Annotated in this window: 11 protein-coding genes; all 11 read left to right on the top strand. The window is 34.5% G+C overall.

Translation table 11 applies throughout. The features are described 5' to 3' along the window. Positions 1-71 precede the first annotated feature (71 nt). The 11 genes from rfbB (at position 72) to R2Q77_RS02560 (ending at position 13,322) form a co-directional block, all read left to right on the top strand. A complete protein-coding gene (gene rfbB, locus R2Q77_RS02610; RefSeq protein ID WP_316802151.1) occupies positions 72-1,124 on the top strand; it encodes a dTDP-glucose 4,6-dehydratase in 1,053 nt (350 codons plus the stop codon). After that, positions 1,124-1,672 carry a dTDP-4-dehydrorhamnose 3,5-epimerase gene (gene rfbC, locus R2Q77_RS02605; protein WP_316802150.1) on the top strand — a complete coding sequence of 183 codons (549 nt, stop codon included), beginning with the start codon at positions 1,124-1,126 and terminating at the stop codon, positions 1,670-1,672. Before rfbB ends, rfbC begins: the two co-directional genes overlap by 1 nt. Next, complete coding sequence (gene rfbD, locus R2Q77_RS02600; protein WP_316802149.1) at positions 1,665-2,531, top strand: dTDP-4-dehydrorhamnose reductase; 867 nt, start codon at positions 1,665-1,667, stop codon at positions 2,529-2,531. Before rfbC ends, rfbD begins: the two co-directional genes overlap by 8 nt. Before the next feature lie 9 nt (positions 2,532-2,540). After that, on the top strand, positions 2,541-3,401 hold the full coding sequence (gene rfbA, locus R2Q77_RS02595) for a glucose-1-phosphate thymidylyltransferase RfbA (protein ID WP_316802148.1): 861 nt from the start codon (positions 2,541-2,543) through the stop codon (positions 3,399-3,401). 118 nt (positions 3,402-3,519) lie between these two features. Beyond that, positions 3,520-4,803 carry a nucleotide sugar dehydrogenase gene (locus R2Q77_RS02590; RefSeq protein ID WP_316802147.1) on the top strand — a complete coding sequence of 428 codons (1,284 nt, stop codon included), beginning with the start codon at positions 3,520-3,522 and terminating at the stop codon, positions 4,801-4,803. 65 nt (positions 4,804-4,868) lie between these two features. Further along, a complete protein-coding gene (gene gmd, locus R2Q77_RS02585; RefSeq protein WP_316802146.1) occupies positions 4,869-6,005 on the top strand; it encodes a GDP-mannose 4,6-dehydratase in 1,137 nt (378 codons plus the stop codon). A 92-nt stretch (positions 6,006-6,097) separates the two neighbouring features. Then, positions 6,098-8,566: an SLBB domain-containing protein gene (locus R2Q77_RS02580; RefSeq protein WP_316802145.1), complete on the top strand. Its 2,469-nt coding sequence runs from the start codon at positions 6,098-6,100 to the stop codon at positions 8,564-8,566. An 18-nt stretch (positions 8,567-8,584) separates the two neighbouring features. After that, complete coding sequence (locus R2Q77_RS02575) at positions 8,585-9,694, top strand: lipopolysaccharide biosynthesis protein (protein WP_316802144.1); 1,110 nt, start codon at positions 8,585-8,587, stop codon at positions 9,692-9,694. A gap of 50 nt (positions 9,695-9,744) precedes the next feature. Next, on the top strand, positions 9,745-11,190 hold the full coding sequence (locus R2Q77_RS02570) for a lipopolysaccharide biosynthesis protein (protein WP_316802143.1): 1,446 nt from the start codon (positions 9,745-9,747) through the stop codon (positions 11,188-11,190). Continuing rightward, positions 11,174-12,256 (top strand): DegT/DnrJ/EryC1/StrS family aminotransferase, encoded by a 1,083-nt coding sequence (locus tag R2Q77_RS02565; protein WP_316802142.1) that lies wholly within the window; start codon positions 11,174-11,176, stop codon positions 12,254-12,256. Before R2Q77_RS02570 ends, R2Q77_RS02565 begins: the two co-directional genes overlap by 17 nt. A 169-nt stretch (positions 12,257-12,425) precedes the next feature. Then, positions 12,426-13,322 carry a glycosyltransferase family 2 protein gene (locus R2Q77_RS02560; protein ID WP_316802141.1) on the top strand — a complete coding sequence of 299 codons (897 nt, stop codon included), beginning with the start codon at positions 12,426-12,428 and terminating at the stop codon, positions 13,320-13,322. The last annotated feature ends 14 nt before the right edge of the window (positions 13,323-13,336 follow it).

The following is a 13,336-nucleotide window of genomic DNA, read 5'->3' as shown; positions in this document are numbered from 1 at the left end:
ATTAACTCATGGCATATTAATTGCTTAATTGCAAATTCTATGTTATTTTAGCAAACTGTAAAATATATACTGTGAAAAAAATATTAATTACCGGTGGGGCAGGTTTTATTGGCTCTCATGTAGTTCGTCGTTTTGTGAACAATTATCCGCAATACGAAATTGTAAACTTAGATAAACTTACTTATGCTGGTAATCTGGCTAACTTAACTGATATTGAAAATAAACCAAATTATAGGTTTGTTAAAGAAGATATTACGGATGCAATAGCAATAAGTGAACTGTTTAAAAAAGAAAACTTTGATGCCGTTATTCATTTAGCAGCAGAAAGCCATGTAGATCGATCTATTACTGATCCTACTGCTTTTGTTATGACCAACGTTATCGGAACAGTAAATTTATTAAATGCTGCACGTGAATTTTGGAAAGGTGATTACGATAAAAAAAGATTTTACCATGTAAGTACCGATGAAGTGTATGGCGCACTGGGAGAAGAGGGTATGTTTACCGAGACGACCGCTTACGATCCGCATAGCCCATATTCGGCTTCAAAAGCAAGCTCTGATCATTTTGTAAGGGCTTATCATGATACTTATGGAATGGATTGTGTGATTTCTAACTGTTCAAATAATTATGGTTCACATCACTTTCCGGAAAAATTAATACCATTAGCAATTAACAACATCAAAAATAATAAGCCTGTACCTGTTTATGGTAAAGGTGAAAATGTACGCGATTGGTTATGGGTAGAAGATCATGCGCGGGCCATCGATGTAATTTTTCATAACTCAAAAACCGGCGATACTTATAATATTGGTGGGCATAATGAATGGAAAAATATTGATTTAATTAATCTGTTATGCAGCATTATGGATCAGAAGTTAGGACGGGAAGACGGAGAATCAGCTAAGTTGATCACGTACGTTACTGATCGTGCAGGCCATGATTTACGTTATGCAATTGATTCTTCCAAGTTACAAAACCAACTGGATTGGGTACCAAGTTTACAATTTGAAGAAGGATTAGCTAAAACAGTAGATTGGTATCTTCAGAATGAAGACTGGTTAAATAATGTTACCTCTGGTAATTATCAATCATATTACGAACAACAGTACAACAATAAATAATGGAAATAGAGCAAACGGGGTTAAAAGATTGCATAATTATAAAACCAAGGGTGTTCGAAGATCCGAGAGGTTATTTTTTTGAAAGTTTCAATCGCAATACTTTTGAAGAGAAAACGGGTTTGTCTGGCGTTTTTGTACAAGATAATCAGTCTTTTTCTTCCTATGGAGTAATCAGAGGTTTGCACAAACAAGCTGGCGAATTTGCGCAGGCTAAGCTGGTAAGCGTTTTAAAGGGAGAGGTTTTAGATATAGCTGTTGATGCACGAATTGGTTCTCCGACTTTTGGTAAGCACATTGCCATAAAACTAAGTGCGGAGAATAAGATGCAATTGTATGTTCCCAGAGGATTTTTACACGGTTTTTCTGTTTTAAGCGAAACCGCAGAGTTTTTTTATAAGTGCGATAATTTTTATAATAAAGAATCAGAACAGGGAATTATGTTTAACGATCCCGATTTAAATATTGATTGGCTGATTCCTTCAGGAAAAGAATCTGTTTCAGAAAAAGACCTTATATTAAATTCATTTTCATCTTTATCAAATGGATAAAATATTAGTGATAGGCGCCGGTGGCCAGTTAGGGCAATGCCTTAAAACGGTTGCCGGGAGAAGAGGGATAACCGAGATTGTTTTTACTGCAGAGCAGGAGGCCAATATTTTGAAGCCCGAACTCTTAGCTGTTCTGTTTGAAAAAGAAAAACCTGCATATGTTATTAATTGTGCAGCATATACCGCTGTGGATAAGGCAGAGGATGAAATTGACTTGGCTAAAGCGGTTAATGAAACAGGTGCGCTAAATTTGGCGGAGGTTTGCAAAAAGTATAATGCAACATTAATTCATATATCTACCGATTTTGTTTTTGAAGGTAATGAGGTGAAGTTGTTGTCTGAAGAGGATTTCGCAAAACCAATTAACGTTTACGGTATTACCAAGCTTGATGGAGAGAAAGCTATTGAATCCGTTTTAGAGCAGTATTTTATCATTCGTACCAGCTGGCTGTATTCAGAGTTTGCAAACAATTTTGTTAAAACCATGCTAAAATTAGGTGCGGATCGGGATGAATTAAATATTATAGCAGATCAGGTAGGTACGCCTACTTATGCAATTGATTTGGCAAATACCATTTTCGAAATCATTAGTTCGGAAAACAATTCTTACGGCTTATATCACTACAGTAATGAAGGGGTAACTTCCTGGTTCGATTTTGCAAAGGCTATTTTTGATATTAGTGAGACAAAGGTTAGAGTGAATCCAATTCCAGGTTCAGCCTATCCAACTAAAGCCGTTCGTCCTCCATTTTCGGTAATGGATAAAACTAAAATTAAAACCACATTTAATTTGTCGATTCCTTACTGGAGAGATAGTTTAGTGGAATGTATAAAACAATTAAAAAATAACCAACCATAAATCTATAATATGAAAGGTATAATTCTGGCCGGAGGAAGTGGAACACGCTTGCATCCTTTAACACTGGCATGTAGCAAGCAAATGATGCCGGTTTATGATAAGCCCATGATTTATTATCCACTATCTACTTTGATGTTGGCTGGTATAAAAGAAATCCTGATTATATCCACGCCGCACGATTTGCCTAATTTTGAAAAATTATTGGGTGATGGAAGTCATTTAGGTTGTAAATTTAGTTACGCGGTACAGCATGAGCCGAACGGCCTGGCGCAAGCTTTTGTAATTGGAGAAGAGTTTATCGGAAAAGATAAAGTTGCGTTAGTGTTGGGTGATAATATTTTTCATGGAGATGGCATGGCGAAGTTACTGCAATCAAGTTCTGATCCGGATGGCGGTATAGTATTTGCTTATCAAGTTTCTGATCCGGAACGTTATGGCGTAGTTGAGTTTGATGAAAATAAAAAAGCAATTTCTATTGAAGAAAAACCAGCAAAACCTAAATCTGATTATGCCGTTCCAGGTTTATATTTTTATGATAACGAAGTGGTAGAAATTGCTAAAAATATAAAGCCTTCTCCACGTGGAGAGTACGAAATTACAGATGTTAACCGGGTTTATTTAGAGCGCGGAAAATTGAAAGTAGGTGTTTTAAGTCGTGGAACAGCCTGGTTAGATACCGGAACTTTTACTTCTTTAATGCAGGCCGGCCAGTTTGTTCAGATTATTGAAGAACGTCAGGGCTTAAAAATTGGTTGTATAGAAGAAATCGCGTATCGCATGGCCTTTATAAATGCAGAGCAGCTTAAAGCTATTGCTACGCCATTGATAAAAAGTGGTTATGGCAGTTATTTGCTTAAACAGATAAAATAAATTAGCATAAGTCAATTTATTTAGCCCAAGTCTCCGAAAAGGATTTGGGCTAAATTGTTAATAGTGGTGCGCAATAATCAGTTGTTTAAGTGCATCTTTGTAATCAGAATCAAAATAAATGACAGATCTTCCAAAAATTGCAATTATTGGTTTAGGGTATGTTGGCTTACCATTGGCTTTAGAATTTGCGAAAAAATATCCGGTAATCGGTTTCGATATTGATAAAAATAGGGTGGCAGAATTACAGGAAGGACTCGATCAAACACAGGAAGCCGATCTGGAGTTATTATCTGTAGTTTTAAAAGAAAGCAATGAATTTTCGGGACTAACATTCAGTTCTGATCTTCCGGATATAAGTGAAAGTAATATTTATATTGTTACGGTACCTACGCCGATTAATCACCTTAAACAGCCAAATTTGGAGCCACTTTTGAGTGCTTCTGAAATGGTGGGAAGGGTTTTAAAAAAAGGGGATACTGTTGTGTATGAATCTACCGTTTACCCTGGTTGTACGGAAGAAGATTGTGTTCCTGTTTTAGAACGAATATCTGGACTGAAATACAATGAAGATTTCTTTTGCGGATATTCACCAGAAAGAATTAATCCCGGCGATAAGGTAAATACACTGACCAAAATAAAAAAGGTTACTTCAGGATCAAATCCTGAAACAGCATTAAGGGTTGATGAGCTTTATAAAAGCATCATAATAGCGGGAACACACCTTGCACCAAGCATAAAAGTTGCCGAAGCTTCTAAAGCTATCGAAAATGCACAAAGAGATGTCAATATTTCCTTTGTAAATGAATTGGCATTGATTTTCGACCGAATGAATATTGATACTTCAGATGTTTTGTCTGCAGCGGCAACAAAGTGGAATTTTCTTAATTATAAACCTGGGCTGGTTGGTGGACATTGTATTGGCGTAGATCCTTATTATTTAGCACATAAATCAGAATCATTAGGCTATAAACCAGAAGTAATCCTTTCAGGCAGGAGGGTTAACGATAATATGGGGGTATTTGTTGCGAATAAAGTCATTAAAATGATGATAGCCAGGGATAAAACCATTAAACACGCCAAGGTGCTTATTCTTGGTTTCGCTTTTAAAGAAAATTGTCCGGACACCAGAAATACAAAAGTGGTTGATATATATAAAGAGCTTAGCTCATTTAGTATCGATGTGGATGTATACGATCCCTGGGCAAGTAAAGAAAATGTTTTTAAGGAGTATGATATTAATCTAAGCGATTATGACTCATTAAAGAATTATGATGCGATTATATTAGCCGTTGCACATAAACAGTTTTTAACGCTAGATTTTAAAACTTATAAGAACAAAGGAGCGATCATATTTGATACAAAATCCTTTATCGATCGGAGTTTAGTTGATGCCAGATTATAACACTGTCTTTTTTTACAAATAAATTATTGTGTATGTTTGCAAGCTTAATACCTACGGAATAGTTTATGAAAGTTGCCTTAATTACAGGAGTAACGGGCCAGGATGGCGCCTACTTAGCAGAATTTTTGCTAAAAAAGGGATACTTTGTTCACGGTTTAAAAAGACGTTCCTCTTCATTTAATACCGATCGGATCGATCACTTATATCAGGATCAGCACGAAAAAAATGTTAATTTCAAACTCCACTACGGAGATTTAACAGATTCTACTAATTTAATACGCATTATTCAGGAAACCCAACCAGATGAGATTTATAATCTTGCTGCAATGAGCCACGTTCATGTGAGCTTTGAAATGCCTGAATATACCGCAAATGCTGACGGAATTGGTACTTTAAGATTATTAGAGGCTATCAGAATTTTAGGACTTACGGAAAAAACAAAGATATATCAGGCTTCTACTTCCGAATTATATGGTTTAGTGCAAGCTGTTCCACAAAGTGAAACTACCCCGTTTTACCCCAGATCGCCCTATGCAGCTGCAAAAATGTATGCATATTGGATCACTGTGAATTACCGAGAAGCTTATAAAATGTTTGCTTGCAATGGAATTTTGTTTAATCATGAAAGTCCGCTAAGAGGCGAAACATTTGTTACCCGGAAAATTACGAGGGCCGCAGCCAAAATTTCTTTAGGCTTGCAAAATTGTCTTTATCTTGGAAACCTCTCTGCACAAAGAGATTGGGGGCATGCCAAAGATTATATTGAGGCAATGTGGCTTATTCTTCAACAAGAAAAGCCAGAAGATTATGTAATTGCTACTGGTGTAACAACCACCGTTAGAGAATTTGTAAGGATGAGTTTTGCAGAACTTGGCATAGAAATTGAGTTTAGCGGCAAAGATGAACACGAAAAAGGAGTGATTATTGATGTTGATGAAGTACTTGCAGGCCAATTGGATATTAAAGTTGATTTTTTAAAACCTGGTATGACTATAGTTCGGGTAGATCCAAAGTATTTCAGGCCAACAGAAGTTGATTTATTATTGGGGGATCCTACGAAATCAAAAACACAGTTGGGCTGGCAGCCAAAGTATGATTTACAGGCTTTGGTGAAAGATATGGCTCACGCTGATTTACAACTTATGAAAAAAGACGAGTACCTGAAAAAAGGTGGATTTAAAACCCTTAATTATTTTGAATAATATTATTCTTAATATTACATATAAAAACCTCCCAGTTAACATAATAAATTTCATCTCCCTAACTTTATAAGGAGCTTGAATTAATACTATTTATGGAAAGAAAAATACTGAAATTATTAGTCCTAATTGTAATATATATAGGTTTTAATACCGCTGCAATCGCTCAAACCAATTACGCCAATGTTAAGGTTGATGAGTTATCCGATGCGCAAATCCTACAGATGATTAAGAAGGCCGAGTCCATAGGTTATGGCGATGCTCAATTGGAGCAGATGGCAGCGGCTCAAGGGATGAAAGCAGATGAAATTGCAAAACTCCGTTTACGTGTAGAAAAAGTTCGCAAACAAGGTTCTGCTGTTAAAGCGGAAGATAAACCAACGAATACCGGACGTGAAATTAGCGAAACAACTGATGGAGGAAAAGTTGACAACGAGAAAAAAGTAGCGGACGAAGAAGTTGGACCAAAGATTTTTGGCTCTGAAATGTTTAAAAATGGAGCAATAACTTTTGAACCAAATTTACGTATAGCTACACCTAAAAGTTATATCATTGGCCCTGATGATAAATTGTTAATTGATCTGAATGGCGATAACGAAGCAAATTATAACCTTTTAGTTAGTCCAGATGGAGTTATCAACCTGCAATATGTTGGACGGATTTCGGTGGGTGGCTTAACTATTGAACAAGCAGAATCAAAAATCAAAAGTGCGATGGGTAAAACTTATCCATCATTAAGGTCTGGCAGAACAAGTTTGGCCATTAATCTGGGTAATATCAGGAGCATAAAGGTTACGTTAACGGGGCAATTGGTAAAACCAGGGACTTATACATTATCCTCATTATCAACTGTATATAATGCGCTCTATGCATCTGGTGGTCCATCTAACAATGGATCTTTTCGTAAAATACAGGTCATTAGAAATAACAAAGTTGTTTCAACAGTTGATGTTTATGATTTTCTGCTAAAAGGAATTCAACAAAATAATATCCGGTTACAAGATCAGGATGTAATTAATGTTCCTGTATTTGATAAAAGAGTTGAAATTACCGGCGAGATAAAAGTTCCTGCTTTTTTTGAAGTCGTAAATGGAGAAACCTTACAAAGTGTATTAAACTTTGCTGGCGGTTTTACAACACAGGCTTACACTGCAAAAATTAAATCTTTCCAAAATACGGATAAAGAACGCAAGATTTTAGATGTTCCAGCCGCAGACTTTAATTCTTATATCCCTAAAAATGGAGATAAATTTGTTGTTGAAGCGATATTGGACCGCTTTGCCAATCGTGTTGAGATTTTAGGTGCTGTATTCCGCCCCGGTGTTTACGAGCTGGATAAAGGATTAACTTTACGTGGATTAATTAATAAATCAGATGGATTAACTGAAGATGCTTTTCTAAATCGTGGTTACATTAACCGCTTAAATCCAGATAACACCCAATCCTTAATTTCTTTTGATGTAGCTAAAATTATCTCAGGTGCCGATGGCGACATTACACTTCAAAGAGAAGATAAAATTACGATTTCATCTTTATTCGATTTAAGAGATGAATACAAAGTAAGTATTCAAGGTGAGGTGAGGGCTCCAGGTACTTTTGAGTACGCAGATAATATGACACTGGAATCTGTAATTCAAATGGCGGGTGGATTTAAGGAAGGCGCGACGCCAAATCGAATTGAAATTTCCAGAAGGGTAAAAAACAGTGATGCCACTTCTGTTGCCGCTCGTACAGCAGAAGTATTTACTGTAAATGTTAGTCCAGATCTTAAATTAGATGGAGAGCCTTTTATACTTAAACCCTTTGATATTATTTCTGTGCGGAATTCAGAGGGATATACCGTACAAAAACAAGTTAAATTAGAAGGTGAGGTTCTTTATCCGGGAACTTATACCATCACCAATAAAAATGAAAGAATTTCAGACTTGATTAAAAGAGGCGGAGGCTTAACTTCTTATGCTTATGCTGATGGTGCTTCATTAAAAAGACCAGGCGCAGAAAAGATTAATCCTACTGATAAAAATGCAATCAATAATAAGGATGAGGAAGATAAAAAATTCTTGAATCTAAAGAGAGCACAGGAAACAGGCGTGAAAGATACTGTTAAAGCTGAAGTAGAACAGAAACTAATTCAAAGCGATTTAGTTGGAATTAACTTAGTTCGGATTATGGAAAATCCACTTTCCAAATATGATCTAATTGTGGAGGATGGCGATGTGATTCGTGTTCCGCGTACACTGCAAACCGTAAAAGTAACAGGAGAGGTTTTAAATCCCAATAGTATCGTGTTTTTATCTGGTAAAAGCTTAAAACAATATATCAATGGTGCTGGTGGTTTTACATCAAACGCACGCAAATCTGGTGTATATGTTAAATACGCAAATGGTTCTGCAGCAGCAGTGAGCAAGTTTTTGTTCTTTAACAATAATCCTATAATAAAACCAGGAGCAGAAATATTAGTGCCAAAGCGAGCCGAAAGAGAGCGATTGAGTGCGCAAAGCTGGATAGGTATCGGGACTGCGGTTGCATCTTTGGGGGCCATTATAGTGAGTTTACTCCGTTAATTCAATCTTAAACAAATAATGGCAACAGCAAGTCAACAAAATAATTCGGTTGAGCAGAGTGAGGAAATCACACTAAGAGAAGTTATTCTTAAAATTCATGAGTGGTGGGGATATCTTTTATCGAAATGGTTAATTATTTTAATTTTTGGTCTCTTAGGTGGTGCTTTAGGTTTTTATTATGCTTATAGTAAAAAAGCGTTCTATACAGCAACTACAACATTTGTTTTGGAAGATGAAAAGGGTGGTGGAGGTTTTGGGAATCTCGCTGGGCTTGCTTCAATGGCCGGAGTGGATTTAGGTGGTGCCGGCGGAGGTATATTTCAGGGAGATAATATACTACAACTATATAAATCAAGAACTATGCTTGAGAAAACATTGCTCACCCCTATTGATATTAATGGGGAAAAGCAATTGTTAGTTGAAAAATATATTGACTTTAATGAACTAAGAAAAAAATGGGTAAAAAAAACCGAATTACTTAATTTACGCTTTTCAGTTGACAGTTTAGAGGGTAGGAGTAGTTTCTTAGTACCAAATCGCTTACGCGATAGCATTTTAGGAGTAATTGTAATGGATATTAATAAGAATTATCTGTTAGTTGCTAAGCCAGATAAAAAATTAAGTACCATACAAGTTAATGTAAAAGCACCAGATGAATTTTTTGCCAAAGCTTTTAATGATGAGTTGGTTAAAAATGTTAATGATTTTTATATTCAAACTAAAACTAAAAAATCACAAGATAATGTAAGAATTTTGCAGCTTCAGACCGATTCGGTTAGGGCGGTAATGAATGGTGCCATTTATACTGCTGTGGCTGTTAGTGATGCTACTCCAAACCTTAATCCAACAAGGCAGGTACAGCGAGTCGTTCCTACACAAAGAGCTCAGTTTTCCGCTGAAACAAATAAGGCCGTTTTAGGTGCCTTAGTACAAAACTTGGAAATGAGTAAAATGGTCTTGTTGAAAGAAACACCATTAATTCAAGTTGTTGATGAGCCTATCTATCCCTTATATAAAGAAAAATTTAGTAAAGCGAAAGGAGTCGTTCTCGGAGGAGGGGTCTCTGGCCTTATTATTGTAATGATTTTAGTGTTAAGAAGGAAGTACAAAAAAACAATTCAAACCTAATTATGGCTATATGATTTTCTTTTTTCAGAAGAACACGTAATTTATAAATAATGTCTTTAAGAAAACAGGCTATTTCTGGTATGATATGGACTTATTGCCAGCAATTTGGAGGGCAATTGGTAACATTTTTGGTTTCTCTTGTATTAGCACGTATTTTATTACCCGAGGATTTCGGGCTAATTGGAATGTTAGCAATTTTTATTGGGATTGGAACCGTATTATTTGAGGGAGGGCTTACCAGTTCTTTAATTAGATCAAAAGAACTTAATCAAGAAGATTACTCAACCGTTTTCTACTTTAATTTGGGCTGTAGTATTTTTATATATGGTCTAATCTTTATTGGGGCGCCCTATATTGCAAAGTTTTATTATCAGCCACAGCTTACAAGAATAACACAGGTTTATGGCCTTACATTTATTATATCCGCCTTTGGTACAGTCCAAAATACGATCCTTACAAAAGAATTAAAGTTCAAGAAGCAGGCATTTATTAATTTTCCTGCACTTTTACTGAGTAGTTTAGTAGGTATATTGATGGCTTACTTAAATTATGGTGTTTGGAGTTTAGTAGTTTCTGCAATAGTAAATGCTTCGCTTGTAAGTTTATTTTTGTGGGTTACTTCAGATTGGCATCCTAAATTGGTTTTCAACAAAATTAAATTTCATGAGCATTTTCATTATGGTTATAAACTTACAATCTCTGGTGTTTTAGATATCATATTTACAAATATTTACCAACTTGTTATTGGGAGATTTTATTCGCCTTCGCAAGTCGGTTATTATGCCAGATCTTCATCATTGATGATGCTGCCTATCGGTAATATTTCAGGGGCATTAAATCGAGTGATTTTTCCAATTTTTTCGAAGATTCAAGATGACATTCCAAAATTGAAAGAAGCCTATAAAAAAGTTATGATGTTGGTCTTGTTTATTATAACACCAATTATAGTCTTGATGGGAGTTTTAGCAGATCCATTAGTTAGATTTCTTTTTACTGATAAATGGATGAAAATGGTTCCAATATTTCAGATTATATGTTTGTCTGGAGTTTTATATCCTATACATTTATATAATCTTATTATATTACAAGTAAAGGGGAGAAGTGATTTATTTCTTAGATTAGAGGTTCTCAAAAAAATATTGGTTGTAATAGTTTTACCTATATCAATGTACTTTGGTTTTTATGCCTTGCTTTGGGGGCAATTAATTTGCTCATTTTTAGCGCTGTTCATAAATACATATTATGCTGGTAAAATGCTGAAATATACAATGTTCGCTCAGTTGAAAGATCTAACCCCTATCTTTTTATTCACAATTGTAATGGGGATAGTTGTCTTTTTTTTAGATAATGCACTATTGAACAAGTCTTATTTTCTGCGCTTAATTATTTGTAGTTCAATAGGAGTAGCCTGTTATACTTTATTAGCATGGTTATTTAAATTCGAAAGTATTAACGACATTAAGAACCTTATTATAAAAAATGATACCAGTAAATAAACCTTTTCTGCCGCCTTTAAATGAATATCAAGAATATTTAACTGGAATTTGGCAAAGACAGTGGCTTACAAATATGGGGCCATTGGCCAGTGGTTTAGAAATAAAACTTAAAGAATTTTTAAATATAAATCATCTACTTTTTGTAACTAATGGTACAGTTGCGTTACAAATGGCTATAAAAGCATTAGATTTAAAAGGTGAGATTATTACAACACCGTTTTCATTTATAGCAACTACAAGTTGTATCGTTTGGGAAAACTGTAAACCTATTTTTGTGGATATAGATAAAGATTCGCTTAATATAGATGCTACAAAAATTGAAGCAAGTATTACGGAAAAAACCACTGCAATTTTGGCAACACATGTTTACGGAAATCCATGTGATGTTGTTAAGATTGAAGAAATAGCTAAAAGACATCATTTAAAAGTTATTTACGATGCTGCACATGCTTTTGGTGTCAAGGTCAATGGTAAATCTGTTTTTGAATACGGGGATATATCGACCTGCAGTCTTCATGCAACAAAATTATTTCACTCAGGAGAAGGAGGATTGATCATTACAAAAGATGCTGAACTCTTAAAAAAACTTGCCCATATAAGAAATTTCGGTATCTCAGGTTTCGATACCTTTTGTGAATTAGGGCTTAACGGCAAAAATTCTGAATTTCATGCAGCAATGGGCTTGGCAAATTTAAATTATGTAGAAAATATTCATCAAAAAAGGAAGTTATTATTTGATAGATATAATGAGAAACTAAAAAATCTTCAAGCAAGAATTCCTTCCTGGCACGAAAATTCTAATAATAATTATGCTTACTATCCTATAGTATTTAAATCAGAAAAATTAATGTTGAAATGCATTGATGAATTGAAACTGAATGAAATTGGTACGAGAAGATATTTTTATCCCTCTTTGGCAAGCGCTTTACCTTACTTGGTACCTCAAAAAATGGAGATAACAGATGATGTTTCAAAAAGGGTACTTTGTTTGCCTTTTTATTACGACTTAACATTGGAAGAGATTGATCACATTTGCAGATTATTATTGAGAGTTCAGAATAACTAATATACTTAGATTATATATTTAGGTTTAAAAAAGTATTAAAATTATTAGTCAGGATTCGGTCATGCTATAAATCTAAACGGTGTCATTACTATAAGAGTTAAAATACCGATTTTATAGGTTTATTAAATAGTTGGGTTAGTTTTGCTGATACTAAATAGTGTAAAAAAATATGATTAATATAGAAACACCACTAATTAGTGTGGTGATGATTACTTATGGTCACGAGAATTATATTGAAGAGGCCATTAAAGGTGTTTTTAATCAACAAACAAATTTTGACGTTGAATTGATCATCGCAAATGACTGTTCTCCTGATAATACAGATGCTATTATAACTGAAATTATAAAAGAGGCACCTGCTAATATAAAAGTAAATTATATCTCACATAGAGTTAATATAGGCATGATGTCTAACTCTATGGATGCATTTAGTTTAGCAAGAGGTAAGTATATTGCTTTTTGTGAAGGAGATGATTATTGGACTAATTCTTTAAAACTTCAAAAGCAAATCGATTTTTTAGAAAAAAATGAAGATTTTTCATTAAGCTGTCATAATGCACTCACCATATATGAAGATGTAACAAAAAAAAGCCACCCTTTTAATAAACTAAAAAAGTCATTAGAGTTAGAACCTACACATATTGTAAACGATTGGGTTGTTCCAACTGCCAGTATGGTATTCAGGATGAATATAATTCGTAATTTACCTGTTTGGTTCACGGATATTTACAGCGGAGATTATACTTTAGCTCTTTTGAATATGAACAAAGGCAGAATTCATTTCGATGAAGAAATAATGTCTGTCTATAGAGTTGTGTTTAATGGAACCAGTGCATCCTCTATTTATAAAAATGAAATGGTTTTTGTATATCATCAACATATTAAACTATTAACACTTTTTAATGAATATTCAAATTTTAAATTTGAAAAAATAATTAGTAAGAAGGCGAAAAAGTTATTACAGGAGATTGCATTTTTAGAAGCTTTAAATAAATCAAAGATGCATGCCCTTTTATTTGAACCAGCTACTTTTATAAAAAAAATCTTTAAAAAAGTCATAAAATAATGAGTCTTAATTCG

The sequence above is a fragment of the Pedobacter nototheniae genome, assembly GCF_032678625.1.
Taxonomy (GTDB): domain Bacteria; phylum Bacteroidota; class Bacteroidia; order Sphingobacteriales; family Sphingobacteriaceae; genus Pedobacter; species Pedobacter nototheniae_A.
The sequence above is the reverse complement of the archived record's forward strand: the minus strand, read 5'-3'. Positions and strand labels throughout refer to the sequence as shown.